Source organism: Rhizobium sp. rho-13.1, from assembly GCF_007000305.1.
GTDB classification, from domain to species: domain Bacteria; phylum Pseudomonadota; class Alphaproteobacteria; order Rhizobiales; family Rhizobiaceae; genus Rhizobium; species Rhizobium rhododendri.
On record NZ_SCFL01000002.1, the window covers coordinates 304,176 to 329,492 of the forward strand.

Below are 25,317 nucleotides of genomic sequence, written 5' to 3' on the forward strand. Positions count from 1 at the left end.
GTACGTAAGATGGCGATCAAGCGAATATAGCTCTGCAACGTGGCGTTATATAAGCATGGTCGGGGGTAGTGGGGGCGAAGAAGCCGATTCAACCAGAGCTAGTTAGGGCATTATAATGATCGAAAATAAGAAGAAGCCGAATCCAATCGACATCCATGTCGGTAGCAGGATCCGTCTCCGTCGCACCATGCTGGGCATGAGCCAGGAAAAACTTGGCGAAAGCCTCGGCATCACGTTCCAGCAAATCCAGAAGTACGAAAAGGGCACCAACCGCGTTGGCGCCAGTCGTCTTCAGAATATTTCCAGCATCCTCAACGTGCCGGTCTCGTTCTTCTTTGAAGACGCACCGGGCGATCACTCGACGTCCGCCAGCGGCATGGCTGAAGCCTCGAGCTCCAACTATGTCGTGGACTTCCTGTCGTCCTCGGAAGGCCTGCAGCTCAATCGTGCTTTCGTCAAGATTTCCGATGCAAAGGTTCGCCGCAAGGTCGTCGAACTGGTCAAGGCATTGGCTGCCGAAGCCGACGCCGAGTAAGCGCCGGCTATACATGAAGACGCAAAGGCGGTCATTTTGGCCGCCTTTTGCATGTTTGGCGCAAAAATCTTAACCGGAAAGTGGGATATAAAGATATATCCATGTCCTTCTGTGCCTTGTCATTCGGCTTTGAACTGACTAACACAGACCCAGCTTTATTCTTTGAGGGGAATTCCCGCATGCGTGCCAACTACCTCTTTACCAGTGAGTCTGTTGCCGAAGGTCACCCGGACAAGGTCTGTGACCGCATCTCCGACGAAATCGTCGATCTGGTCTACCGTGAAGCCGCAAAGACCGGCATCGATCCCTGGAGTGTCCGCATTGCCTGCGAAACCCTGGCGACCACCAACCGGGTGGTTATCGCCGGTGAGGTCCGCCTGCCGCCGAGCCTGATGAAGAAGGACAAGGACGGCAAGGACGTCATCAATCCGGCCAAGTTCAAGACAGCTGCCCGCAAGGCGATCAAGGATATCGGCTACGAGCAGGAAGGCTTTCACTGGAAGACGGCGAAGATCGATGTCCTGCTGCACTCGCAGTCGGCCGACATCGCGCAAGGCGTCGACAACGCGTCCGACAAGCAGGGCGATGAAGGCGCTGGCGACCAGGGCATCATGTTTGGTTACGCCTGCCGCGAAACGCCGGACCTTATGCCGGCACCGATCTACTATTCGCACCTGATCCTGCAGCTGCTTGCCACCGCCCGCAAGAAGCATGAAGGCGAAGCCGGCAAGCTCGGCCCGGATGCAAAGAGCCAGGTCACCGTCCGCTACGTCGACGGCAAGCCTGCAGAAGTCACCTCGATCGTTCTGTCGACCCAGCATCTCGACGAAAGCTGGGACTCGAAGAAGGTCCGCTCGGTCGTCGAGCCCTACATCATGGAAGCATTCGGCGACCTGCCGGTCGCTGCCGATTGCGCCTGGTACATCAATCCAACCGGCAAGTTCGTCATCGGCGGTCCCGATGGCGACGCCGGCCTGACAGGCCGCAAGATCATCGTCGACACCTACGGCGGTGCTGCTCCGCACGGCGGCGGCGCCTTCTCCGGCAAGGACACCACCAAGGTCGACCGCTCTGCTGCCTATGCAGCCCGCTATCTCGCCAAGAACGTCGTTGCCGCCGGTCTCTCCGACCGCTGCACCATCCAGATCGCCTATGCGATCGGCATTGCCCAGCCGCTGTCGATCTATGTCGATCTGCACCAGACCGGCAAGTACACCGAGGATCAGGTCGAAGCTGCCATCCGTAAGGTGATGGACCTGTCGCCGACCGGTATCCGCCGCCATCTGGACCTCAACAAGCCGATCTACGCCAAGACCTCCGCCTATGGCCACTTTGGCCGCAAGGCCGGTCGCGACGGTTCCTTCTCCTGGGAGAAGCTCGACCTCGTGAAGCCGCTCAAGGAAGCCATCAAGGCCTGAATGTCATGAACGATACCGAGCGCCGATCGCGGGCAACGGAAGCCTTCTACGGTCGGCGCAAGGGCAAGCCCCTGCGTGGCCAGCAGGCAGGGCGGCTGGAAACCCTACTGCCCGCCTTCATGGTTGATCTCGACACGCCTGCGCCTGCTTCTCTCCAGGCGCTGTTTCCAGTTCAGGTTGAACGACTGCGGCTCGAAATCGGATTCGGCGGCGGCGAGCACCTGATCCACCGGGCCAAGGAAAACCCGACGACCGGTTTCATCGGTGTCGAGCCCTTCGTCAATTCGATGCAGAAGCTGCTTGCCCATGTCGAGGAAGCGGGTGTGCAGAACATCCGCGTCTACAACGACGATGCCACGCAGTTGCTCGATTGGCTGCCGGACGCCTGTCTCGACCAGATCGACCTGCTCTATCCGGATCCTTGGCCGAAAACACGCCACTGGAAACGCCGCTTCGTCTCCGCGGTCAATCTCGCCCGCTTTCACCGAGTCCTGAAGCCCGGCGCAATATTCTGCTTCGCATCCGACATCGACACATACATCAACTGGACGCTGCAGCACTGTAAGGCCCATGGCGGCTTCGAATGGACGGCGAAAAACGCCGCCGACTGGCTCACACCTTATGACGGCTGGCCCGGCACGCGCTACGAAGCCAAAGCCAAACGCGAAGGCCGCTCCTCGGCCTATCTGACGTTTAAGCGGGTTTGACCACCGCCTTAACCTTTCATGCCGACAATCCGCAGCTCCAAGCAGCGCAATCAAACTCGGCACCTGGCACCGCACGCACAACCGCATGCCGCAGTGGCGGGATCAGCTCTTGTGGACAACTTCGAACGAATAGCCATCAGGATCGATGACGTCGGCGGCGTAATAACCGGGATAATACTCAAGCCGCGCCCGTGGAGAGATATTGTCACGCGCGCCGGCGGCGATGGCCACTTCATAAAATCTATCCACAAGGGCGTTGCTGACCGCTTTGAAACCCCAGTGAATAGCGTCAGGATTGGGTTTCCCTTGCTTCAGCCAGAAAATAGCGCTTTGACCGTCGCCAAAACCCAGAGATCAGGGTGGCCGTTTTCACCTTTGTAGGGCACGAAAAATCTGATGTTCAGCGGCTCCAATACGGCTTCGTAAAACGCCAACGAAGCCTTAATGTCGCTGACGGTCAGGATGATGTGGTCAAGCATGATGACGTCCTGTCTTCTGGATTTATACGTTCGAAAAGCTGTACTACCTCTGATCCAGACGACCGCAGTGCGGTTGTCTTCCTTTCGGTGCTAAGCTAACCTTTCGTAAGTAAGTTGTACGTCGATAGCTGTTTCTCCACAAGAACGCACGTTCACCGCTGCTACGAACAGGGAAGTAAGTATGGCGAAGATCATCGCGAAAAAGCAGCTGGCGCCCGGGCTCCTGTGCGGCCATGAAGACCCGATCGCCTTCCGTGAGCTGCTCACAAAGGTCGGAGACAAGTGGAGTATTTTCGTGATGCTTGCGCTCTCCATGCTGCCGGGTGAGCGGGCCCGGTTTTCGGAGCTAAATAGATCGATACCCACTATTTCCGAGAGAATGTTGGCACTCACGCTCCGCAACTTGGAGCGGGACGGTCTGGTTATCCGGGAGATTTTCGCGGAAGTGCCGCCACGGGTGGAATATGAGCTGACCCCCATGGGGCAGAGCCTGTTGCCAGCGCTCCAAGGCCTGGTCGACTGGGTCGGCCATAACGCGGATAACGTCAAGGCAGCACGAGCGGTGTCTGACGCCCGGTAGCAGAATACCTGCAGCGGGAGATCCGCCGGTGCCGCTATAGCCGCCGCACCGCTTTAAGAGCACGTCGGATTTGGCGAACGGCTTATTTATATTTTGCGTTGGGCGGAAAAAGCCCGTTGGCATTTTGCCGCCTGGACCAGCTGCAAACTCAGTGCAGGCTGACGGTTTTCAACTCGTCTTCGGCAGCCTTGAAGAAGGTGCTGGAACGGTTGTCGGTCAACAGGATGGGGGTGCCGTCGGCGCCGAAAAGAGCCCACAGATCAACTGTGGGATCGATGTCCGGAGCTTCCGGGAAGCAACGGGACACTTCCTCCTGGCGGATCTTGCGGACATAGGCGACTTCGCCGCTGCCGAGCGATACGAGTTCGTTTTCGGTGAGGCGTGCGGTGGCTTCTTTGAGTAACATTTCCCGTTCCTCCAGCGTGGGGGACCAACGGCTCGGATTCGCCGTTGCCTTACTCTGGGACCGAAATGTTAATTTTCTTCACCCCACGCGGCGGTTCCGGTCTGATAAGATCGACCGAAAGCAAACCGTTTTTCAATGCCGCGCCAAGGACATGCATCCCTTCGGCCAGTACGAAGACGCGCTGGAACTGCCGGGCTGCGATGCCCCGGTAGAGATAGTCACGTGCCTCCTGCTCGATCTGCCGGCCGCGAATGATCAGCTGGTTTTCTTCCGTTGTGACTTCGAGTTCGTCCTCGCTGAAGCCGGCAACGGCAAGCGTGATGCGCAATCGCTCCGGTTCGCCAGTTGCCGGTTCGGCCTGCATTCGCTCGATATTATAGGGTGGGTATCCATCGCTGATCTTGGAAATCCGCTCGAGGGTCTTTTCCATGGCGTCGAAGCCCAACAGGAGAGGGCTGGCAAAAGGCGTCATACGGCTCATCTCTACAAGTCCTTGGTTGTCAAGCGACCCTGCCGGACCTGCATCTCAGCATCCGGATGGCCGCAATATGGGCATTGCCTGCTTTCGGCGCAAGCACGCTGCCTGACGCAATCGGAATCCAGCGGGATATTCGATGCCGCTATGGTTGCAGCACTTGCTTGACAAAAGCAGTTCGAATGGCGTCAAAAAGGGGTGGAACAGGCGCAGTGACGCCGCAGTGACAAGGGAAGAGGACGCTCGTTTGGCAAGGAAGATCATCATCGATACCGATCCGGGACAGGACGACGCAGCAGCCATCATGCTGGCGTTCGGCAGCCCGGACGAGCTTGAAATTCTCGGTATCACCACCGTAGCCGGCAACGTGCCGCTGCCCATGACCAGCCGCAATGCGCGGATCGTCTGCGAGCTTTGCGATCGCCGCGATATCAAGGTTTTTGCCGGTTGCGACCGGCCGATTGCCCGGCCGCTGGTGACTGCGGAGCACGTGCACGGCAAGACGGGGCTGGATGGTCCGGAGCTTGCCGAGCCGACGATGGCGCTGCAGCCGCAACACAGCGTCGACTTCATCATCGAGACACTGTTGCGCGAGCCCGCGGGCACGGTGACGCTTTGCACCCTCGGCCCGCTCACCAATATCGCCACGGCGTTCCGCAAGGCGCCGGAAATCGTCGGGCGCGTTCAGGAATTGGTGATGATGGGCGGCGGCTTCTTTGAGGGCGGCAACATTACGCCGGCCGCCGAGTTCAATATCTTCGTTGATCCCGAGGCGGCCGACATCGTCATGCAGTCGGGCGTACCGGTGGTCATCATGCCGCTCGATGTCACCCATCAGCTGCTGACCCGCAAGGACAGGGTCCGCAAGATCGCCGACATCGGCACCCCGCCGGCGAAGGCCATGGCCGAGATGCTGGAGTTCTTCGAGCGCTTCGATATCGAGAAATACGGCTCAGACGGCGGCCCGCTGCACGATCCGACCGTCATTGCCTACCTGCTGAAGCCAGAGCTTTTCGACGGCCGCACCTGCAATGTCGAGATCGAGGTCAACTCGGAGCTCACAATCGGCATGATGGTCGTCGACTGGTGGCACGTGACAGATCGCAAGCGCAACGCCCGGTTCATGCGATCCGTCGACGCCGATGGATTTTTTGCGCTGCTTACGGAGCGCTTTGCGCGGATCTGAGAATTCGGAACAGGGTTTAAGGCCGCCGGATTGTCCCGGCGGCCTTTGTTATTTCAGTCAATTCCCGCTTTTTATAGCACTGCTAAGTTTGCCGTACATTCCGGGCAGAACTACACCAGATTATCCGTGAGACACCGATCAGAGCCTTGCGGCGACCGCTTCGGCTAGGGGTATCGATGGCTGAGCTCCGGCTGAAAGGCAGGCGAGGGAGCCGGCGACGGCGGCGCGACGGAGTGCGGCCTCGAAATCCAGGCCCTGATCGAGGCTCGCGGCGAAATATCCGCAGAACGTGTCGCCGGCACCGACCGTGTCGATGGGCTCGATAACGAGGCCCTTGGCGCGCGACAGTACGCCGTCCCTTATGGCAACCACACCGTCGCCGCCGAGTGTGACGATGAGCGTCTGCCCGGTTTCCCCATGCAGTCGGGTCATTGCCGCTTCACGGTCGGCAGCCGTCATTCCGTCCTGGCCTGCCAGAAGCTCGAATTCGGTTTCGTTGGCGATGACGATGTCGGCCAGCCGGCCAAGCCGCTTGGCATCTGATGTTAGCGGCGCGAGGTTGAGGATGGTCTGGACGCCGGCGGCCTTGGCAGCGCCTAGCGCCGCCTCCACCGCATTCCCGGGCACCTCGAGCTGCAGCATGAGGATATCGCCGGCCTTCAGTCCGGCCACCGCAGCAGTGGCGTCTTCGGCGGTGACGGCACCATTCGCGGCGGGCACCACGACAATGACGTTTTCACCGTCGCCGCCGACGAGGATGAGTGCTGTCCCGGTTGGGCCCTCGACATGCTTTACCGCGCCGAGATCGGTGCTGGCTTCTGCCAGCAGCGCCAGCGCAGGTTCGGCGAAGCCATCGGTGCCGACAGCTCCGGCCATGCGCACCGTTGCTCCGGCGCGCCGGGCGGCCAGCGCCTGGTTTGCACCCTTGCCGCCGGCAGCCGTTGCAAAGCCGTTGCCGGCAACGGTTTCCCCGGGCTTCGGCAGCCGGTCCGTGGTTGCAACGAGGTCCATGTTGATGGAGCCGAATACTGTGATCATGGGAATGCCTGCTCTGCTGGAATGTCGGCGCGACACTGCCGAAGCGCTTAGTCCTCGTCAACCACCCTCAGCTTCAGAAGTCCAGTACGGCTTTCGACACCGCGTGATGGTTCTGCCGGCTCGCGTACCGCCTCGGAGTGCTCTGTCAGGTCCAGCGCCTCGATCTTCTGGCCGCGCCTCGCAAGCTTCGAGGAGGACGTGGCGATCATCTCGACATCCTTCTGGGCAGCGGAGAAATGTCCCTGGAGTTTGGTGACACGCTCATCGAGACGACCGAGATCGGCCATCAGCAGCGCCACTTCGCCCTGGATGAGATGCGCCTGCTCACGCATCCGCTGATCCTTCAGGACAGACTGGATCACCTGGATCGATAGCATCAGCAGGGACGGAGAGACGATGACGATCTGCGCGCGGTGCGCTTTCTGGATAACACCCTCGAACTTTTCGTGAATCTCGGCAAAGATCGATTCCGATGGTACGAAGAGAAAGGCAGTGTCCTGGGTCTCGCCCTGGATCAGATATTTCTCGGAGATATCGCGGATGTGGACTTCCATGTCGCGGCGAAACTGTTGGCCGGCGATGCGTACCATTTCCGGGCTGGAGGCCGCGCGGATGGCGTTCCAGGCTTCCAGCGGGAATTTTGCATCGACCACCAGCGGCGGCAGTCCGTTTGGCATATGGATGATGCAATCGGGCCGCGACCCGTTCGACAGCGTGTGCTGGAAGGCATAGGCGCCGAACGGCAGGCCGTCGGCAACTATGGTCTCCATCCGTGCCTGGCCGAAGGCGCCGCGCGTCTGCTTGTTGGACAGGATCGCCTGCAGCCCGACGACATCCTTTGCAAGCGACTGGATATTGGTCTGTGCGGCATCGATGACGCCGAGCCGCTCCTGCAGTTTCTGCAGGTTTTCATGCGTCGATTTCGTCTGTTCGTTGAGCGTGCTGGTCACCCGGTGCGACATCCCGTCGAGACGCTGGTTGACGGCGTGGTTGAACTCCGCCTGGCGACTGCCAAACACCTCGGTCATCGTCGCCAGACGGCCCTGCATCTCGGCCTGAAGCCGCAGCATCTCCGCCATCCGCTGCTCCGCCTCTGCTGCGCGAAAATCCATCTCGTCGTCGCTCTGCCTTCTCCCGGCACTGCGGACCAGCAGGATCACGATGACAAGAACGAGCAGGCCGACCGCGCTGTACAGCAACTGCACCGTCTGGAAGTCGGAACCAAAAAGGGAGATCGTCATGGCATCCTGGCGATAGTTGGAGATCGCCGGACTATAACGCCAGTCAGGGTAAAAGCCAGATCAAAACGTGAACAATGTAAACTGTCTATACCGGGCGAAATCTGGGTAACAAAGTTAACGGATGGTCAATGCAAATCGGTCAAGTCTGGCAGATTGCCTTTAACCTGCACGCTTGGCGTGCGGAAGCCTCATTCAGACCGAGATCAAGATGAAAGCTGCGCCCGACACATCCACCCTCAGACAACGCCTGGACTTCATCGAGATCGACGACGCCACCCGCGAGACCCTGCGCGAAATGCGCCCGACGCTTTCGGAGCTCCTCGGCGGCGCGCTCGACAAGCTTTATGCGAAGATGGGCCGGACACCCGCTATTTCCCATTTCTTCCGAGACAAAGCCCACATGGACGGCGCCAAGGCGCGCCAGGAAAGCCACTGGGGACATCTGTCGAATGGACAATTCGATTCCAACTACGTGGCTGGCGTAACTGCTGTCGGCAAGACCCATGCGCGCATCGGCCTCGATCCCAGCTGGTACATCGGCGGCTACGCCCTGGTGCTGACGGAACTGATGCATGGCATCATGGAGAAGCACTGGCCGTCGCGCTTCGGCAAACGCCACGCCCGGGGCCTGTCGAACAAGCTGGCGGCCGTCGTCAAGGCGACTTTCCTCGACATCGACTACGCGATCTCCGTCTACCTCGCCGAACTGGACGAGAAACGCCAGGTCCTGGAGCAGGATCGAACCCGCGCCGAGGCCGATCAGCGCATAGCCATGGAGCATTTGAGCCGCGGCCTCGAATCTCTGTCCAAGGGCGACTTCGAGGCGGTATTGCCGGAAAACCTCCCGGGCGCCTTTCAGAAGATGGCCAGCGACTACAACAACGCGGTAGCGGCTCTCCGCCATTCCATCGGTGGTGTTCGCGCCACGTCCGAAGGGGTGTTGAGCGGTACGGACCTTATGTCGAAGGCGACGGATGACCTTTCCATGCGCACGGCGCAGCAGGCCGCCGGCGTCGAGCAGAGTTCTGCAGCACTGCAGCAGCTGGCTGTCAGCGTCGGCCAGACGGCATCCAATGCGGCCAGGGCCTCCGTTGCCGTAGGCGAAACCCAGCAGCAGGCGAAAAGCTCGGGCGATCTGGTCAACAGCGCCGTTGCCGCCATGGCTGAGATCGAGAAATCCTCCACCGAAATCTCGAAGATCATCGGCGTCATCGACGAGATCGCCTTCCAGACCAACCTTCTGGCGCTCAACGCTGGCGTCGAGGCAGCCCGGGCCGGCGATGCCGGAAAGGGCTTTGCCGTGGTGGCGCAGGAGGTACGGCAGCTGGCGCAGCGCTCTGCCAGTGCCGCCAAGGAGATCAAGGATCTGATCTCGCAGAGCTCAACCCAGGTCAACGCCGGTGTCACCATCGTTTCGAACACCGGCGTCGCCCTTGCGGACATGATCAGCCGGATCGACGGCGTCAACAAGTTTGTCGGCGATATTGCCGCTGCTGCCAAGGATCAGGCAATCGGCGTCGCCGAGGTCAGTGCCGCCGTGCGCAACATGGATACGATAACCCAGCAGAACGCAGCGATGGTCGAACGTACATCCGCCGAGACACGGCATCTGCGCAATGAGGCGAATACTCTCGTCGCCCTTCTCAGCGGCTTCAAGACGCAGGCCGATATCCGCAATGGCAACATCCAGGGCGAGAAACGTCGCGCGGCCTGAGCGGCCATCAAACATGGCCGCAAAAAACCCGTTTTGCGGCCATGTTCATAATTCCCTCCCAAACAAAGATGGGCTATGGGAGACTTTATGACGATCAAGCCTCTTATCATTCTCCCCGATCCGCTGCTGCGCGTAGTCTCGAAGCCGTTCGAACGCTTCGACGCCGAGACCAAGCGGCTGGCAACCGATATGCTGGACACGATGTACGACGCGCCGGGCATTGGCCTTGCTGCTGTGCAAATGGGTGTCGACCGGCGCATGCTGGTCATCGACCTTTCGCGCGAGGGAGAGGAGAAGACGCCGCTGGTGTTCATTAACCCCGAGATTGTCGCGTCGTCGGAAGAGCGGTCGGTCTATGAGGAGGGCTGTCTCTCCATCCCCGACTACTACGCCGAAGTCGAGCGCCCGGCAGAGGTGACGGTCGAGTATTTCGATGTCGAAGGCGTCAAGCAGACCGTCAAGGCCGACGGCCTGCTCGCGACCTGCCTGCAGCACGAGATCGACCACCTGAACGGCGTCCTCTTCATCGACCACATCTCGCGACTGAAGCGCGAAATGGTCATCAAGAAGTTCACCAAGGCCGCCAAGACCAAGGCGGGCTGAAGCCCAGATTGAAACTCTTGGCAGCGTCCTCTATGATACGGGAGATATCAGGGAGGCGCCTATGGGTAACTTACTGCTGCGTGGCGTAGACCAAGCCTTGAAGATGAGGCTTGAGGAAATTGCTCGCCGCAACGGACGCAGCATTTCCGAAGAAGCCATCGACCAACTGCAACGAGCATTGCCAACTCCCGACGATACCGGTACCTCCGCCGGTGGGCGTTTGCGAGCTATACTTGGCGAAGAGCGTTTCGACGACGCCGACATCGAAGCTATTTCAGCTTTCCGCCATCAACCGGATCGTGAGCCGCCCCGGTTCGACGGATGATCGTCCTCGACACGAACGTGATTTCCGAGTTGGAGGGGCGAACGCACAGCGAAGGGATCTTGGCCTGGCTGGATGACTATGCGATCGAGCGGATTTTCCTGACGACGATTACTGTCGGAGAAGTTCGGTACGGCATAGCGCTGCTACCTGAAGGCAAGCGGCGCCAACAACTGGCATCGACTTTTGATCGCATTGAAGCTGCATTCTCCGGACGTATTCTCGATTTTTCACTGGGTGCGGCGCACCTTTATGCAACTATCAGTGCCGCAAGAAAAAATGCAGGACGCTCCATCGAAACCAAGGACGCCATGATCGCCGCGATCTGCCTCTCGCATGGCGCGACGCTGGCGACGCGCAACACGAAAGACTTCGAGGGGCTTGATCTAGTTCTGATAAACCCGTTTCAAGGTGGCTAAATCGTAACGACGGACAATCGCATTTCGTGAGATGTGCAGAACAGGTTTCGGACGTGTCGAGAAAAAGGCTTTGTCATGGTGAGCATTTCGTCTCGGAACAACTATCAAACGGATACGACACGCTCGGACTTGGAAAAAGCCCGTATTTGCGCCGCGAACAATGCCGACCTCTATCAGGCAATGTTCCGTTCCCACGGACTGGCCGACCAGCGAACCACGGCATTCTGGTCCAGCGATGCGGTCGCGCCGCCGTATTATTCCAACATGACAACACTTGAGCCTCATTCGACCGAGGAGCAGCTGTCTGAAATTGCTCGGCTGACAGAGAGACTGGGAAAACGACCCGGCTTGAAGGATGGCTTTTGCAGGCTCGATCTGGTGAGCAGGGGGTTCAAGATGTTGTTTTCCGCCTCATGGATTTGGGCTGAACCCCACGACCTGCCGGCGGATAGACCTCATGGCTGGGGACGCATAGGCGACGGGGCGGCGCTGGCTCGCTGGGAGCAATCCTGGAAAGACTCAGGTAGCCCGACCGATGCCAACGTCTTCACACCCGCACTGCTTCTGGATCCCGACATACATATCTACGGTCGACTGGCCGGCGGCAGCTTTGATGCCGGATGCATCGTGAACCAATCGCCGAAGGCTGTCGGCATCTCCAACATCTTCAGCCTCAATGGTACGCCAGATGCATTCCGGGATGCAGTTTCACTGGCAGCGACAGCGTTTTCACGCAATGCGCCGCTGGTTGGATATGACAGCGGCGACGCGCTCGGTGAAATGACGAAGCTTGGTTTCAGGGCGGTCGGCGAACTCAGAGTCTGGTTGCCCGACGGGGAAACCTAAGCGCGGAGTTCGGAGGGTAAAAATGCCGGCCCCTCCGTCAAACCAAGGACGCGACGATCGCCAGGACATGCCTCTCACACGGTGCGACATTGGCGACGCGCAAGACAAAAGACTTCGAGGGGCTTGATCTCGCGCCGATAAAGCCGTTTGAAGGCGGTTAAATCGCAACGACGGACGATCGCATGTCTCTCAGCATCATCTTCATGGGAACACCGGCCTTTTCGGTGCCGACCCTGCGCACCCTGGTCGACGCCGGTCATCGCATCGTCGCTGTCTACACGCAGCCGCCGCGCGCCGGCGGCAGGCGCGGGCTGGAACTGCAGAAATCGCCCGTTCACCAAGCCGCCGAACTTCTGGGCCTGCCCGTCTACACGCCGGTCAATTTCAAGGATCCCGAAGAGCGCCAGCGCTTTATCGACCTCAAGGCAGATGTCGCCGTCGTCGTCGCCTACGGGCTGCTGCTTCCGCAGGCGATCCTCGATGGCACGGCGCTCGGCTGCTACAACGGCCATGCGTCGCTGCTGCCGCGCTGGCGCGGGGCGGCGCCGATCCAGCGGGCGATCATGGCAGGCGACACCAAGACCGGCATGATGGTGATGAAGATGGACAAGGGCCTCGATACCGGCCCGTTGGCGCTCACCCGCGAGGTCGCGATTTCAGAGACGATGACGGCGGGCGAACTGCACGACAGGCTGAGCCAGGTCGGAGCCAAGGCGATGGGCGAGGCCATGGTCCGGCTGGAGATGAATGATCTGCCGCTGACGTCGCAGCCAGCCGAGGGCGCGGTCTATGCCGCCAAGATCGACAAGGCCGAGACACGGATCGACTTCCACAAATCCGCGGCCGATGTGCACAACCACATTCGCGGCCTGTCGCCGGCGCCCGGCGCCTGGTTCGAGATGGAGATCTCGGGCAAGCCGGAGCGCATCAAGGTGCTGGCATCCGAGATGGTGGCGGGTGGCGAGGGCGTTGCTGGCACTGTGCTGTCTGACGATCTTACCATTGCCTGCGAGACCGGCGCGGTGCGGCTGACGCGGTTGCAGAAGGCTGGCGGCAAGCCGCTGGCTGCCTTAGATTTCCTGCGCGGCACGCCGATACCTCATGGCACGAGGCTCGCCTGATGCCGCGATACCGCATGACTGTCGAATATGACGGCACGCCCTATGTCGGCTGGCAGAAGCAGGACAACGGCCATTCCGTCCAGTCGGCCATCGAGAACGCTATCCTGGCGCTGACGGGCGAGGCCGTTCTGGTGCGCGGCGCAGGCCGCACCGATTCCGGTGTGCATGCGATGGGGCAGGTGGTCCACGCCGACCTGTCGAAGACGTGGCCGTCGCATACCCTGCGCAATGCCCTGAACGCCTATCTCGGCAAGGCCCGCGAGCGTGTCTCGATCATCGATGCCGCCGAGGTCGATGAACGCTTCGACGCGCGCTTTTCCGCCCATCGCCGGCACTATCTCTATCGTATCATCAGCCGCAAGGCGCCGCTGGCGCTGGAGGCAAAGCGCGCCTGGTGGGTATCCAAGGATCTCGACCATGTTCCGATGCATGCGGCAGCCCAGACGCTGATCGGCTATCACGACTTCACCACCTTCCGCTCGATCCATTGCCAGGCCAACAGTCCGCTGCGCACCCTCGACCGGCTGGATGTCACCCGCAATGGCGATCTGATTGAAATCCGCGCCACGGCGCAGAGCTTCCTGCACAATCAGATCCGCTCCTTTGCCGGCACGTTGAAGATGGTCGGCGAGGGAAAATGGTCGGTCGAGGATGTCCGCGCTGCGCTCGAGGCGCGGGATCGAAAGGCCTGCGGCCCGGTAGCGCCGCCGGAGGGGCTATATTTCCTGCAGGTCGACTATCCCGCAGATCCCGATGCCCGCCGCATTCGCCAGAGTGAGCAGCCGCGCCCGGCACGGGAATAGGCGTCAGGAGCCGGGCGGATAGATGCCGAGGAAATGCTGCAGGAAGTCCGTCAGCAGCATCGGCGGAACCATCATCATCAGTGTCATCGCCGCGACGAACAGCGGATGCGGTCCGCAGATCATCCGCAGGATGCGGGCAAGCGCGAAGATCAGCGCCATCATCAGCACCAGCCACAGGATGGCGGTGAGGCCGGCCGATCCCGGCACGAAGGCGATGAGCGCGATCAGCAACGCGTTCAGGTAGGCAAGCGGCAGACCCAGCCAGTTCATGGCGACGACGACAGGCTGGAATTTTTCGCCACTCCTGAAAAGCAGCAGCAGCAAGCCTGCCATGACGGGCGGTACCAGCCAGTTTGCCGCCTCCACGAGGCCGAGGCGGAAGAAGAAGGCTGGCCCGGTGGCGCTGCCCGGCGGCATGGCCGACAGATAGGTCTGCTGCCACCAAAGCCAGGAAATGCCGATCGGTGGCAGGCACCAGAGAACGGCCCAGAAAGACCGTGTCAGGCCCCGATCGGAGATGTCGAGGTAGTTGAAACCGCGCGCGTCGTTGCGCACCAGCAGCCAGAGCCCGGCCAGATAGTACTGGACTTCCCTATACGTCGGCATTCTGGAACCAGCGTTCGAGGAATGTCTCGTAGATTGCCGTCAGCGTTTCGAGATCGGCGACCGCAACGCGCTCGTCGACCATGTGCATGGTCTGGCCGACGAGGCCGAATTCTACGACCGGACAATAGTCCTTGATGAAACGCGCATCCGACGTGCCGCCGGTCGTGGACAGTCTGGGCGCCTGCCCGGTCACCGTCTCCACAGCTGACGAAAGCGAGGCGATCAACTCGTTGTTGCGGGTGAGGAACACATGGCTCGGCCGCTCCGCCCAGGCGATCTCGTAGGATGCCGGCGGACGACCCGGACGCAGCGTCTGGTCGGCTGCCGCCCGGTCGAGCCGTGCGACGATCTCGGCCTTCAGCGTATCTGCCGTCCATGTGTCGTTGAAACGGATATTGAAGCTTGCCGTCGCCTTCGCCGGGATGACGTTGGTAGCGCCGTTGCCGACGTCGAGCGTCGTCACTTCGAGGTTGGATGGCTGGAAATTGTCAGTGCCCGCGTCGAATGGCGGATGCATCAGCGCCTGCGTCAGGGCGAGAATACTGCGCACCGGATTGTCGGCGAGGTCAGGATAGGCCGCGTGGCCCTGGACGCCGTTGACGGTGATTCTGCCCGACAGTGAACCGCGCCGACCTATCTTGATCATGTCGCCGAGCCTGTCGGGATTGGTCGGTTCGCCCACCAGGCAGGCGTCCCATGTCTCGCCCTTTTCGGCAGCCCATTTGAGTAGCTTGGTGGTGCCGTTGATCGCCGGCCCTTCCTCGTCGCCGGTAATCAGAAACGAGATCGAGCCCTTTGGCGCGCCGTGCCGGGCGATATAGCGGGCAACAGCAGCAGCAAAGCAGGCGATACCGCCTTTCATATCGACCGCGCCGCGTCCGAATATCTGGCCATCGGCGATTTCGGCGGCAAAGGGCGGATGGCTCCAGCTTGCTTCGTCGCCAACAGGCACGACGTCTGTATGGCCGGCAAACATCAAATGCGGCCCCTCATGGCCGAGCCGGGCATAGAGATTGTCGATGTCGGGAATGCCAGGTTCGCTGGCAGTCATCCGTTCGACGACGAAGCCGAGCGGCAACAGCATGTCGGTCAGTGCCGAAAGAGCACCGGCGTCGGCGGGTGTTACCGACGGGCAGCGGATCAGGGTCTGGAGATTGGCGACGGGATCGGTGGTGTTCATGACAACGATGTATCCGGCGGGAAATGGCAAAGCGATGGCAAATGTCGGAACGGCGATAAATACTCAGGCTCGAAATGGAGCTTTTGCTGTTCCGGACGCTCCCGTTGCCGGGAGCGTCCATCCAATTGCCGCTCAGTCGCGCAAAAGTTCGTTGATACCGGTCTTCGAACGCGTCTGCGCATCGACGCGCTTGACGATGACGGCGCAGTAGAGACCGGGGCCGGGCTGGCCGTTTGCCATCGGCTTGGCTGCCGGCAGCGATCCAGCGACGACGACGGAGTAGGGCGGTACTTCGCCATAGGTGATATCGCCGGTGGCGCGGTCGACGATCTTCGTCGACTTGCCGATGAACACGCCCATGCCGAGAACCGAGCCTTCGCGGACGATGCAGCCCTCGACGACTTCCGAGCGGGCGCCGATGAAGCAATTGTCCTCGATGATCGTCGGGCCGGCCTGCATGGGCTCCAGTACGCCGCCGATGCCGACGCCGCCGGAAAGATGCACATGTTTGCCGATCTGGGCGCAGGAGCCGACTGTCGCCCAGGCGTCGACCATTGTGCCTTCGCCGACATAGGCGCCGAGATTGACGAAGGACGGCATCAGGATGGCATTTGGGGCTATATAGGCCGAGCGCCGTACGACGCAGTTCGGTACGGCGCGGATGCCCGCTTCGCGGAAGCGGTTTTCGCCCCAGCCTTCGAACTTCGAGGGGACCTTGTCCCACCAGGTCGATCCGCCAGCACCGCCCTCGATGATCGTCATGTCGTTGAGGCGGAAGGATAGCAGCACCGCCTTCTTCAGCCACTGATTGACTGTCCAGACGCCATCGGCACCGCGTTCCGCAACACGCACCTTGCCACCGTCGAGCAGGGTCAGCGCCGTGTCGACCGCATCGCGGATTTCGCCTGACGTCGAGAGGTTGACGCTGTCGCGCGCGTCGAACGCCGCTTCGATGGTCTTTTCAAGCGAGGCAAGATCGGTGGCGCTCATGACAATTCCTTGAACATCTGTGGATTTCGTCCCGGCCGGTGGATCATTCGCAGATGTGATCGCTTGGCCGGTGATCTGCTCTACAACAGCCGTCCCGGAAATGGAATGATCTTTCCTGCCGCATTGCATCTGGATTGGGCGCCCGATCGCGGCATATCTGGAGATGCGGAGGCTGCGCCGATTCGGGCTGCGGTCCCATTGAGTTATGGAAGGCAGGACAATGGCTAAAGGCAGGAACGGCAAGCTGCGGCGCAAGGACGGCGTCTGGGATCCGCTGAAGACCAGCGGCGCCGACAAGACCCGCGCCGAAGCCATTCCAAAGACCCCGCAGTCGCTGTCGCCATCCTACAGGCTTGCCTATGCCGACGAGGATTTCCTCTGCCGCGAGGAATTACGGCCAGTCCGGCTGCAGCTGGAGCTGATGAAGACGGAAATGGAGCTCACCGAGCGCGGCATCAAGTCGACTGTGGTGATGTTCGGCGGCGCACGCATTCCAGCACCCGGCCAGAGCGCCTGGGCCGCGCGCAACGATGTCCAGCGCGCCAATCTCGAGGCCGCCTCTGTCTATTACGAGGAAGCCCGCAAGTTCGCCCGGCTCTGCGCTCGCTATTCCGCAGCCTCAGGTTTTCACGAATATGTCGTCGTCACCGGCGGCGGCCCGGGGGTCATGGAAGCGGGAAACCGTGGCGCTTCGGAGGAGGGTGCGCCGTCGATCGGCCTCAACATCGTCCTGCCGCACGAGCAGGCCCCGAACGCCTATGTCACCCCGGAGCTGAGCTTCAATTTTCACTACTTTGCGATCCGGAAGATGCATTTCATGCTGCGTGCCAAGGCCATCGCCGTTTTTCCCGGCGGTTTCGGCACGCTCGACGAATTTTTCGAATGCCTGACCCTGATCCAGACCGGCCGCATGGCCCGCCTGCCGCTGATCCTTTTCGGCGAAGCCTTCTGGCGCAAGATCATCAATTTCGACGCACTCGCCGAGTTCGGTACAATCGCCCCCGACGACGTCAACCTGATCAGCTTCGTCGATACAGCCGAAGCCGCATGGAAGATTGTCAGCGATTTCTATGAGCATTGAGGAATGCGCGAAAGTCTCAATCGCGTCGTTCCAACCCGGTTGACACGCAATCACCCGTTCGCTTATCACAGCGAACGGTAATGGATTCTGCCGGACCAGAAAAGGTCGAACCGCTTCCCGGATGAAGCTGATGACTCCTACTCAACGCGCTTATGCGAAGGAGTAGAGTCGTGCCTGATATCCAGAACCAATCCTCACATGTAGTGCCTGCCGGAGTGACCGCGTGATGGTTTTCTCCGATATTCTTGGCATACGCCTGCAGCTAGCTCGCAGCCTTTTGAAATGGATGGCTGTTGTCACGCCGATGGCGATCACAATCGGGTCTCTGGTCGCGCTCTTTCTTTGGAGCCTAGACCGGGCGACCGAGGCACGGTTTGCCTATCCATGGCTGATCTATGCTCTGCCGGTTGCGGGTTTCGCGATGGTTTTCGCGTATGGTCGCTTCGGCGTTTCTGCCGAGGGTGGAAATAACCTCATCGTCGACCAGATCCACGAGCCAGGCGGCGGGGTGCCGTTGCGGATGACGCCTTTCATCCTCGTCTCCACCGTTCTCACGCACTTGGTTGGCGGCTCCGCCGGTCGCGAAGGCACCGCAGTCCAGATGGGGGGTAGCCTTGCCAGCGCCTTCGGCAGGGCATTCCGGCTGGACCGAGCCGATGTCCGGATCCTGCTGATGGCAGGTATTGCGGCCGGGTTCGGAGCTGTCTTCGGCACGCCGATTGCCGGAGCCGTCTTCGCGCTGGAGGTCTTGACGATAGGACGGATGCAGTACGAGGCACTGCTGCCAGCACTGATGGCGTCGGTCATCGCCGATTGGACATGCCAGGCCTGGGGGATCACGCATGTCCGCTACGCAATTTCCTATCTGTCGGCTTTGGGGACCACGGGTAATTTCCATCTCGAGCCGCTTCTTCTCCTCAAAGCCGTTGCGGCGAGCGCGGCCTTCGGCATTGTTGCGCATCTCTTCGCTGACGCCTCCCATCGCCTCTCCTCTCTCCTGAAGCGGCTGATACCCTATGCGCCGCTGCGCCCGGTGCTGGCAGGCCTGGTCATCCTGGGCTTGGTGCACCTGCTTGGCACGCGGGAATACCTTGGCCTCGGCGTCTGGTCTCCTGATCACGACGACGCGACCATTCTCGGCTTTTTCCGCCCGGATCACATCGACAGCTGGAGTTGGCTCTGGAAAATGGTCTTCACGATCATAACGTTGAGCGCCGGTTTCAAGGGCGGTGAAGTCACCCCGCTATTTTTCATCGGCGCAGCGTTGGGAAATGCGCTGGCAGGTCTGATGGGCGCTCCCGTTGACCTGTTCGCCGCTTTGGGCTTCGTTGCCGTATTTGCTGGAGCGACGAACACGCCGCTTGCCTGCATGATCATGGGCATCGAGCTCTTTGGCGCAACCCATGCTGTTTACATCGCGATTGCCTGCTTCGTCGCCTATCTCTGCAGCGGCCATTCGAGCATCTATCTGTCCCAGCGGATTGCCATCCCTAAAACCTCGGCCGGCAGCCACATTCCTCCGGGCACGGCGGTTCGGCATCTTCGCGACCTCCAAAAGCGCGCTCCGGTCGGGATGAACGGCGATTCATTACATATCCGCGCCTCCGATCATTCAGCCAGGAAGGACCAGCCATGACCCGGCATTCCATCTCACAGAAAGAAATCGGTATGGTGCGCATCTACATGAAGCCTCGCGAAAAGGTGCCTGGCAAAAGCGGCTGGCTTCGTGGATCCCTGCTCTATCGCGAACTGATCCTGCAGGCGAAGGCTGCGGGCATTCTGAACGCCGTCGCTCATTCCACCCACTTCGGATACAGCAATGGCGGCAGGGTGGCAGACGACGGATTTGAGATATCCAACCCCGATCTCACCATGTGCGTCGAGCTTATCGGAGATCGTCACGAACTTGAAAATTTCTGTCGGACACATGGAGGCATGTTGAAGGGCAAAGTCATCATCTACAAGCACATCGAGCACTGGGATATCACTGGGCACAGCGTCATCGTTGAAGATGTCCTCAAACCGTAAATGCCTTGATAACTGGTTGCGCTGCCTTAGCCGTGTGAGCGTGTGACGGGGCCGATCTCTGCACAGTTGTTTAAGCTCAGACCCCATTCAAAAAGCCCGCCATCGCAAGACTGCGAGGCGGGCTTCCGTTTGTCCTGCTAGGACGTGCCGTTCCTTACAGGAGCGGCATCTTCGGCATGTCGTCGAGCGCGATGAAGCCGTCGTGGTTGCGGTCCATCCGGTCGAAGAGCTTGGCCATGGCGGCTTCGGCCTCGGCCTTGCTGATCTGGCCGTTCTGGTCGGTGTCGATGCGCTTGAACAGCATCTCGCCCATCATGCCGCCGCGCATGCCCTTGCCGTGGCGACCTTCGCCGCGCGGGCCGTCCTTGCCGTCACGCGGAGGCTTGCCGCCTTCATCGTCGTTCATCGCCTGGTCAGGCTTTGCCTTGTCCTTGTTGTCTTCCATCATCTTCTTGCGCTCTTCCCACATCGCCTTCATCTGGGTCTTGCGGTACTCGCGGTATTCACCGGGCGTGATGGAGCCATCCTTGTTGGTGTCGATGGCATCGAACAGCTTGTCGGCGCCGGCTGTCGCCTCGTCCTTGGAGATCTTCATGTCGCCGTTGGTATCGAACTGCTGCAGCATGCGCACGAAGATGACTTCAGGGGGAATACGAGGGCCGTGACGTCCACCCATGTGATGGCCGTTGGCTGCAAAAGTTGCCGCCGCGCCGCCAAGGAGGAGGGTTGCGGACATTGCCGTAATGAGAATTTTCTTCCCGATCATTGGGTGTTTCCTTTGGTTGCCGTGGTGACTACTCAAAGGTAGGGCGGCGGACCCGAAACACCCAGTTAAACATCGGTAAGATGGATGAAACTTTTGTAATTAAAGCAGTTTTCGTCAGACGAGCGCCGACAGGAACGCTGTCAGATCGTCTGTGATGTAGTCGATGTGCTGGTCGTCGTCGCTGTGGCGCTCCCACCATTCGGTGAAACTGCCTTCGACATTCTGAGGCACCATCAGCACGGTTTTCATGCCCAGTGCCTTAGGTACAGTCAGGTTGCGCGGCAGGTCTTCGAACATGGCAGCGTTTTGCATGTCGATCTTGTGCAGGCCGGCAAACTTGTCATAGGTGCCGGCAGCCGGTTTCGGCAGATAGTCTGCCGCGACGATATCGAAGATGTCGTCGAAATGGTCGAGGATGCCAAGCGCTCCGGCCGTATCCTGCGCGTGCTTGACGCTGCCGTTGGTGAAGATGAACTTGCGGCCAGGCAGCGCCTTGATGGCGGCGGCAAGCGCCGGCTGCGGCGTAAGACCGGTATAGTCGATCGCATGCGCCTTTTCGAGAAAGTCGTCGGGGTCTACGCCGTGATGCAGCATCAGCCCCTGCAGCGTGGTGCCGTGTTCCAGATAATACTGCTTCTGCAGTTTGCGCGCCGAAGCCCTGTCCGTCTTTAGCAGATCCGCGACATAGCTCGTCATGTTGACATCGACCTGCGAAAACAGGTCGACATTGTGCGGGTAGAGCGTGTTGTCGAGATCGAATACCCAATCACGGATATCAGCGAAATCGGCGGCGGCGGGCATGTTTCTTGGCTGTGTCATGGCCGCCCTTATGCCATGCGCCAGCCTGCCGGCAAACCGCATTTTATCGTGATCAGGGAATGATCAGCGTGCCCGCGCCATGCTCCGTGAAGATTTCGAGCAGCACCGAATGGGCGGTCTTGCCATTGAGGATGACGACACCCTGAACGCCGGCCTGGATTGCCTCGATGCAGGTCTCCACCTTGGGAATCATGCCGCCGGAGATGGTGCCGTCCTTGATCAGCGCCTGTGCCTGGGCCACCGTCAGTTCCTTGATCAGTTCCTTGTTCTTGTCCAGCACGCCCGGAACGTCAGTCAGGAACAGCAGGCGCGTCGCATTCAGCGCCCCGGCGATAGCGCCGGCAAAGGTATCCGCGTTGATGTTGTAGGTGGCGCCATCGCGACCGGGGGCGACCGGTGCGATGACCGGGATCATCTCCGACTTGGCGAGCAGGTCGAGCAGCGTACGGTCGACTTCGACGACCTCGCCGACGAAGCCCAAATCCAGCACCCGCTCGATATGCGAGTCCGGATCGACGATGGTCTTCTTGGCCTTTTCGGCAAACACCATGTTGCCGTCCTTGCCGCAAAGACCGATTGCCCATTCGCCGGTCTGGTTGATGAGAGCGACGATTTCCTTGTTGATGGAACCGGCGAGTACCATTTCGACGATCTCGACCGTCTTGCGATCGGTCACGCGCAGGCCGCCTTCGAATTTCGATTCGATGCCCATCTTGGTCAGCATCGCACCGATCTGCGGGCCGCCGCCGTGTACGACGATCGGGTTGACGCCGGACTGCTTGAGCAGGGCGATATCGGCCGCGAATGCCTTGCCGAGTTCCGCATCGCCCATGGCATGGCCGCCATATTTTACCACGATCGTCTTGTTTTCGTAGCGCTGCATGAACGGCAGGGCTTTTGCCAGCAGGCGTGCCTGCAGTTCGTTTTCGGATTCGGCCATGACACACCCCGCTGAAATTGTTCGAGGGGTTTTATCTCAAGTTTTTGACAGAGGGAATAACGTCGAGGCGATAAGTTTTGATCGGGAAATCCACCGCGAGGAAGGTGCCTGAAGTGTTATTCGTCTTGCCCGGCCGCTCAAACATCCTAATATGACGGTATTGGGAACGGGAGCGGGGATCATGGATGGCCACTGACGATATAGCCACCCTCGTCAGCCGCGTTGCAATGCGTGACCAGAGTGCGTTTTCCGAACTTTATAAGAAGACAAGCCCGAAACTATTTGCCGTTTGTTTGCGTATCCTGAAAGACAGGACAGATGCGGAAGAAGTTCTTCAGGAAGTCTTCGTCCGGATATGGCAGCGTGCAGATCGTTTCGTCGCGTCGGAAAACCCGGCAATGGGGTGGCTGACGTCGATCGCCCGCAATCGGTCCATCGACGCCATCCGGGCTCGCAAGCCCGTGGCGGACGAGATCGACGCGGTGTATGATCTGGCTGACGACGAGCCCGATCCGGAGACGCAGGCTGTCATCAAGGGCGAGGGCAGGCGCATCGATCTCTGCATGGAAACCCTGGAGGACGGCCGCGCCCAGGCAGTTCGCAGTGCCTACGTCGAGGGACTGAGCTATCAGGAACTCGCCGATCAATACGCAGTGCCTTTGAATACCATGCGCACATGGCTGCGCCGAAGCCTGATCAAACTGAGAGAGTGCATGGACCGATGAGTTCACCCGATCAAAGCAAGGGAGGCCGCTCCCGCGACGAGGTACTGGCCGGCGAATACGTGCTGGGTGTTCTGTCGCTGGAAGACCGGCAGAAGGTCGAGACGCGCATGCGCAGCGATCGCCCCTTTGCGGCGATCGTCAACCGCTGGGAACAGAACCTGTCGTCGTTCAACGACGAATACGAAGCGATCTTGCCGCCGGCATCGGTGTTTCCGAAGGTCGAAAAACGGATTTTCGGCGAACGCCCAAAGCGCCGCGGCGGCGTCTGGAACTCGCTCCCGGTCTGGCGCGGGCTGACGCTTGCCTCGCTCGTGCTGGCTGCCGGTGCGATTTTCTACGATGCAAACGGTGGTCTGAAGGTCGGGTCCGGCTCCAGGCGGATGGTGGCCGACCTCGCGGTCCCCGCCAGCGTCAACGGTGCCCTCAACCTTGTTGCAAGCTACGACACTTCAAGCGGACGCCTGAAGATAACGCCGGTTGCAGCAGCGCAGACCGAAAAGAAATCGCTGGAGCTATGGTTGATCAAGGGCAGCGACCCAGCAAAAGCACTGGGCGTTCTGCCCCAGAGCGGCGAGGGCGAAATCGCCGTGCCAGCCAATATGCGCAGCCAGTTTGGCGAAGGCGCCACCATCGCCATCAGCGTCGAGCCCTTCGGTGGGTCACCATCCGGCGCGCCGACCGGACCCGTTATCGCTGCGGGTAAAACCCGTAGCCTTTAGTCATTTCCCCAGATTGTCGACACCATGCGCCGCGAACTCCAGTGTTTGCGGCGTTTTTCGTGGTTTTTACGTTTCATTTGAATTCGTTAAAAATCAGCGAGCAGTTTGAAACTGTTTTCAGGAGCGTTCCGTACTACCAGTGTCCCCGGCGGATAGGGCACAAGCCCAGGTGAGTTGGATCGGGGATATAAGAGGAAGAGGAATCAGATCATGATGAAGACCACGCTTCGCATTGCCGCTCTGGCCGTCGCATTGTCCGCAGCCACCGGCGCAGCTTACGCCAAGGACCCTATGGTCGGCGGCGCAAAGATGTACGCCTCGAAGAACATCATCGAAAACGCCGTCAACTCGAAAGACCACACGACGCTTGTTGCCGCTGTAAAGGCTGCAGGCCTCGTAGAAACGCTGGAAGGCAAAGGCCCTTTCACCGTATTTGCCCCGACCAATGAAGCATTTGCAAAACTCCCGGCCGGCACGGTCGAAACCCTGCTGAAGCCTGAAAACAAGGCCAAGCTCGTCAAGATCCTCACCTGCCACGTCGTCTCCGGCGACATCATGGCATCCGCTGTCAAGAAGATGGTCAAGGACGCCGGTGGCGAATACGACATCAAGACTGTCGGCGGCTGCGTGATCAAGGCCATGACAAAGGGCAGCAAGGTTACGCTGACCGACGAAGCCGGCGGCACGGCCCATGTCACCATCGCCGACGTCAAGCAGTCCAACGGCGAAATTCACGTCATCGACGCAGTTCTGCTGCCGAAGATGTAATCAACATCGACTTCGAAGGCCGTCGCTCCGGTAATTCACCGCGCGGCGGCCTTTTTGCGTTCAGTCACGTCAGGCGCCGTAGCCGACAGTTTCGATGATTGCCTGGCGGAGGTCATCCATACCTTCGTTCTCTTCGGAAGAGGTCGGTATGATGCCGGGGAAGCAGGCCGGGCGCTTGCGGGTCATCTCGGCTGCCTCGGCAACAACCCTCGGCACGCCGGCGTCCTTGATCTTGTCCGTCTTAGTGAGAACGATCTGGTAGGAAACGGCAGCCTTGTCGAGCAGGGCCATGACGTCTTCGTCGTTCTTCTTGATGCCATGGCGGGAATCGATCAGCACGTAGACGCGCTTCAGCGTCGCCCGGCCGCGCAGGTAGTCGAATACCAGCCTTGTCCAGGCATCGACATTGTCCTTCGGCGCCTTCGCATAGCCGTAGCCAGGCATGTCCACCAGCGCCATCGGCGGCAGGTCGCCGGCTTCCCCGGAATAGCCGTCGGGCACGAAATAGTTGAGTTCCTGTGTCCGGCCCGGCGTGTTTGATGTCCGGGCAAGCCCATGGTGGCCGACGAGCGCATTGATCAGCGACGACTTGCCGACATTCGAGCGTCCCGCAAAGGCAATCTCCGGCGGGCCTTCCGGCGGCAGGAACTTCATCGAGGGCACGCCACGAATGAAAATCCAGGGGCGGCCGAACAACGGCTTTTCGGTGGGTACGGGTGCTTCGGCCATGGCTCGCGATCGTTTGTTGATGGTTTGGCTTCACGGTTTTGGCAGCCGATGTCAAGACTTGCCGCTCTTGGGA

The 25,317-nt window shown here is 60.1% G+C and carries 31 protein-coding genes, 1 pseudogene and 1 riboswitch; of the genes and pseudogenes, 19 read left to right on the forward strand and 13 right to left on the reverse strand.

Annotation, left to right across the window (positions count from 1 at the left end):
• The first annotated feature begins 115 nt into the window (after nt 1–115).
• The 3 genes from EQW76_RS07905 (at nt 116) to trmB (ending at nt 2,660) form a co-directional block, all read left to right on the forward strand.
• A complete protein-coding gene (locus EQW76_RS07905; protein WP_111216473.1) occupies nt 116–535 on the forward strand; it encodes a helix-turn-helix domain-containing protein in 420 nt (139 codons plus the stop codon).
• A gap of 179 nt (nt 536–714) precedes the next feature.
• Nucleotides 715–1,953, forward strand: coding sequence for a methionine adenosyltransferase (gene metK, locus EQW76_RS07910; RefSeq protein ID WP_142823874.1), 1,239 nt, complete (start codon nt 715–717; stop codon nt 1,951–1,953).
• Between the two features lie 5 nt (nt 1,954–1,958).
• The gene (gene trmB / locus EQW76_RS07915) at nt 1,959–2,660 is read left to right on the forward strand and encodes a tRNA (guanosine(46)-N7)-methyltransferase TrmB (RefSeq protein WP_142823875.1); all 702 of its coding nucleotides are present in this window, start codon (nt 1,959–1,961) and stop codon (nt 2,658–2,660) included.
• A 102-nt stretch (nt 2,661–2,762) separates the two neighbouring features.
• On the opposite strand, the gene EQW76_RS29330 is transcribed toward trmB, so the two are convergent.
• On the reverse strand, nt 2,763–2,909 hold the full coding sequence (locus EQW76_RS29330) for a glyoxalase (RefSeq protein ID WP_202617124.1): 147 nt from the start codon (nt 2,907–2,909) through the stop codon (nt 2,763–2,765).
• 62 nt (nt 2,910–2,971) lie between these two features.
• Nucleotides 2,972–3,139, reverse strand: coding sequence for a bleomycin resistance protein (locus EQW76_RS29335; protein ID WP_202617125.1), 168 nt, complete (start codon nt 3,137–3,139; stop codon nt 2,972–2,974).
• 181 nt (nt 3,140–3,320) lie between these two features.
• Here EQW76_RS29335 and EQW76_RS07925 point away from each other — a divergent pair, with 181 nt between their 5' ends.
• The gene (locus tag EQW76_RS07925; RefSeq protein ID WP_142823876.1) at nt 3,321–3,719 is read left to right on the forward strand and encodes a helix-turn-helix domain-containing protein; all 399 of its coding nucleotides are present in this window, start codon (nt 3,321–3,323) and stop codon (nt 3,717–3,719) included.
• A 148-nt stretch (nt 3,720–3,867) separates the two neighbouring features.
• On the opposite strand, the gene EQW76_RS07930 is transcribed toward EQW76_RS07925, so the two are convergent.
• Together EQW76_RS07930 and EQW76_RS07935 are read right to left on the reverse strand one after the other, a co-directional pair.
• Complete coding sequence (locus tag EQW76_RS07930; protein ID WP_142823877.1) at nt 3,868–4,125, reverse strand: DUF1150 family protein; 258 nt, start codon at nt 4,123–4,125, stop codon at nt 3,868–3,870.
• Between the two features lie 49 nt (nt 4,126–4,174).
• Nucleotides 4,175–4,606 (reverse strand): Hsp20 family protein, encoded by a 432-nt coding sequence (locus EQW76_RS07935; RefSeq protein WP_142823878.1) that lies wholly within the window; start codon nt 4,604–4,606, stop codon nt 4,175–4,177.
• Between the two features lie 298 nt (nt 4,607–4,904).
• Here EQW76_RS07935 and EQW76_RS07940 point away from each other — a divergent pair, with 298 nt between their 5' ends.
• Nucleotides 4,905–5,786 carry a nucleoside hydrolase gene (locus EQW76_RS07940; RefSeq protein WP_244615241.1) on the forward strand — a complete coding sequence of 294 codons (882 nt, stop codon included), beginning with the start codon at nt 4,905–4,907 and terminating at the stop codon, nt 5,784–5,786.
• A gap of 138 nt (nt 5,787–5,924) precedes the next feature.
• Here EQW76_RS07940 and EQW76_RS07945 read toward each other — a convergent pair whose 3' ends face one another.
• Both EQW76_RS07945 and rmuC read right to left on the reverse strand, forming a co-directional pair.
• The gene (locus EQW76_RS07945; RefSeq protein ID WP_142823880.1) at nt 5,925–6,824 is read right to left on the reverse strand and encodes a ribokinase; all 900 of its coding nucleotides are present in this window, start codon (nt 6,822–6,824) and stop codon (nt 5,925–5,927) included.
• A gap of 47 nt (nt 6,825–6,871) precedes the next feature.
• On the reverse strand, nt 6,872–8,065 hold the full coding sequence (rmuC, locus tag EQW76_RS07950) for a DNA recombination protein RmuC (protein ID WP_142823881.1): 1,194 nt from the start codon (nt 8,063–8,065) through the stop codon (nt 6,872–6,874).
• Nucleotides 8,066–8,273: 208 nt separating this feature from the next.
• On the opposite strand from rmuC, the gene EQW76_RS07955 reads away from it, so the two are divergent.
• The 8 genes and pseudogenes from EQW76_RS07955 (at nt 8,274) to truA (ending at nt 13,893) form a co-directional block, all read left to right on the forward strand.
• Nucleotides 8,274–9,779 carry a globin-coupled sensor protein gene (locus EQW76_RS07955; RefSeq protein WP_142823882.1) on the forward strand — a complete coding sequence of 502 codons (1,506 nt, stop codon included), beginning with the start codon at nt 8,274–8,276 and terminating at the stop codon, nt 9,777–9,779.
• An 87-nt stretch (nt 9,780–9,866) separates the two neighbouring features.
• Nucleotides 9,867–10,382: a peptide deformylase gene (def, locus tag EQW76_RS07960; protein ID WP_142823883.1), complete on the forward strand. Its 516-nt coding sequence runs from the start codon at nt 9,867–9,869 to the stop codon at nt 10,380–10,382.
• A 61-nt stretch (nt 10,383–10,443) separates the two neighbouring features.
• Entirely contained in the window at nt 10,444–10,707 is a 264-nt protein-coding gene (locus EQW76_RS07965) for a plasmid stabilization protein (RefSeq protein WP_142823884.1), read from the forward strand.
• Nucleotides 10,704–11,123, forward strand: coding sequence for a type II toxin-antitoxin system VapC family toxin (locus EQW76_RS07970; RefSeq protein WP_142823885.1), 420 nt, complete (start codon nt 10,704–10,706; stop codon nt 11,121–11,123). The genes EQW76_RS07965 and EQW76_RS07970 overlap by 4 nt, the downstream gene beginning before the upstream one ends.
• A gap of 75 nt (nt 11,124–11,198) precedes the next feature.
• Nucleotides 11,199–11,969: a hypothetical protein gene (locus EQW76_RS07975; RefSeq protein WP_142823886.1), complete on the forward strand. Its 771-nt coding sequence runs from the start codon at nt 11,199–11,201 to the stop codon at nt 11,967–11,969.
• Nucleotides 11,970–11,995: 26 nt separating this feature from the next.
• Nucleotides 11,996–12,130 (forward strand): annotated as a pseudogene (locus EQW76_RS29645) (type II toxin-antitoxin system VapC family toxin); the annotation flags it as partial.
• A 21-nt stretch (nt 12,131–12,151) separates the two neighbouring features.
• On the forward strand, nt 12,152–13,090 hold the full coding sequence (fmt, locus tag EQW76_RS07985) for a methionyl-tRNA formyltransferase (protein ID WP_142823887.1): 939 nt from the start codon (nt 12,152–12,154) through the stop codon (nt 13,088–13,090).
• Entirely contained in the window at nt 13,090–13,893 is an 804-nt protein-coding gene (gene truA / locus EQW76_RS07990; RefSeq protein ID WP_142823888.1) for a tRNA pseudouridine(38-40) synthase TruA, read from the forward strand. Before fmt ends, truA begins: the two co-directional genes overlap by 1 nt.
• A gap of 3 nt (nt 13,894–13,896) precedes the next feature.
• Here the strand turns inward: truA and EQW76_RS07995 are convergent, their stop codons facing one another.
• From EQW76_RS07995 to dapD, 3 genes are all read right to left on the reverse strand, one after another.
• Nucleotides 13,897–14,499, reverse strand: a complete 603-nt coding sequence (locus EQW76_RS07995) for a hypothetical protein (RefSeq protein ID WP_111216504.1) — start codon at nt 14,497–14,499, stop codon at nt 13,897–13,899.
• Nucleotides 14,486–15,679, reverse strand: coding sequence for a succinyl-diaminopimelate desuccinylase (gene dapE, locus EQW76_RS08000; protein ID WP_142823889.1), 1,194 nt, complete (start codon nt 15,677–15,679; stop codon nt 14,486–14,488). The genes EQW76_RS07995 and dapE overlap by 14 nt, the downstream gene beginning before the upstream one ends.
• 132 nt (nt 15,680–15,811) lie before the next feature.
• Nucleotides 15,812–16,669, reverse strand: coding sequence for a 2,3,4,5-tetrahydropyridine-2,6-dicarboxylate N-succinyltransferase (gene dapD, locus EQW76_RS08005; RefSeq protein ID WP_142823890.1), 858 nt, complete (start codon nt 16,667–16,669; stop codon nt 15,812–15,814).
• 220 nt (nt 16,670–16,889) lie between these two features.
• On the opposite strand from dapD, the gene EQW76_RS08010 reads away from it, so the two are divergent.
• From EQW76_RS08010 to EQW76_RS08020, 3 genes are all read left to right on the forward strand, one after another.
• Nucleotides 16,890–17,750, forward strand: coding sequence for an LOG family protein (locus EQW76_RS08010; RefSeq protein WP_142823891.1), 861 nt, complete (start codon nt 16,890–16,892; stop codon nt 17,748–17,750).
• A gap of 67 nt (nt 17,751–17,817) precedes the next feature.
• Nucleotides 17,818–17,897, forward strand: a riboswitch (Fluoride riboswitch).
• Nucleotides 17,898–17,976: 79 nt separating this feature from the next.
• The gene (locus EQW76_RS08015) at nt 17,977–19,386 is read left to right on the forward strand and encodes a voltage-gated chloride channel family protein (RefSeq protein ID WP_142824441.1); all 1,410 of its coding nucleotides are present in this window, start codon (nt 17,977–17,979) and stop codon (nt 19,384–19,386) included.
• Entirely contained in the window at nt 19,383–19,778 is a 396-nt protein-coding gene (locus EQW76_RS08020; protein ID WP_142823892.1) for a DUF190 domain-containing protein, read from the forward strand. The genes EQW76_RS08015 and EQW76_RS08020 overlap by 4 nt, the downstream gene beginning before the upstream one ends.
• Nucleotides 19,779–19,932: 154 nt before the next feature.
• Here the strand turns inward: EQW76_RS08020 and EQW76_RS08025 are convergent, their stop codons facing one another.
• The 3 genes from EQW76_RS08025 to argB all read right to left on the reverse strand — a co-directional run bounded on the left by EQW76_RS08025 (nt 19,933) and on the right by argB (nt 22,303).
• Nucleotides 19,933–20,544: an EF-hand domain-containing protein gene (locus EQW76_RS08025; protein ID WP_142823893.1), complete on the reverse strand. Its 612-nt coding sequence runs from the start codon at nt 20,542–20,544 to the stop codon at nt 19,933–19,935.
• 114 nt (nt 20,545–20,658) lie between these two features.
• Entirely contained in the window at nt 20,659–21,363 is a 705-nt protein-coding gene (locus EQW76_RS08030) for a pyrimidine 5'-nucleotidase (RefSeq protein WP_142823894.1), read from the reverse strand.
• A 52-nt stretch (nt 21,364–21,415) separates the two neighbouring features.
• Nucleotides 21,416–22,303, reverse strand: a complete 888-nt coding sequence (gene argB / locus EQW76_RS08035; protein WP_142823895.1) for an acetylglutamate kinase — start codon at nt 22,301–22,303, stop codon at nt 21,416–21,418.
• A gap of 185 nt (nt 22,304–22,488) precedes the next feature.
• Here argB and EQW76_RS08040 point away from each other — a divergent pair, with 185 nt between their 5' ends.
• From EQW76_RS08040 to EQW76_RS08050, 3 genes are all read left to right on the forward strand, one after another.
• Complete coding sequence (locus EQW76_RS08040) at nt 22,489–23,028, forward strand: sigma-70 family RNA polymerase sigma factor (protein WP_142823896.1); 540 nt, start codon at nt 22,489–22,491, stop codon at nt 23,026–23,028.
• On the forward strand, nt 23,025–23,747 hold the full coding sequence (locus EQW76_RS08045) for an anti-sigma factor (RefSeq protein WP_142823897.1): 723 nt from the start codon (nt 23,025–23,027) through the stop codon (nt 23,745–23,747). The genes EQW76_RS08040 and EQW76_RS08045 overlap by 4 nt, the downstream gene beginning before the upstream one ends.
• 210 nt (nt 23,748–23,957) lie before the next feature.
• Nucleotides 23,958–24,515 (forward strand): fasciclin domain-containing protein, encoded by a 558-nt coding sequence (locus EQW76_RS08050; protein ID WP_111216520.1) that lies wholly within the window; start codon nt 23,958–23,960, stop codon nt 24,513–24,515.
• 69 nt (nt 24,516–24,584) lie between these two features.
• On the opposite strand, the gene yihA is transcribed toward EQW76_RS08050, so the two are convergent.
• Nucleotides 24,585–25,244 carry a ribosome biogenesis GTP-binding protein YihA/YsxC gene (gene yihA, locus EQW76_RS08055; protein WP_142823898.1) on the reverse strand — a complete coding sequence of 220 codons (660 nt, stop codon included), beginning with the start codon at nt 25,242–25,244 and terminating at the stop codon, nt 24,585–24,587.
• Nucleotides 25,245–25,317: the final 73 nt, after the last annotated feature.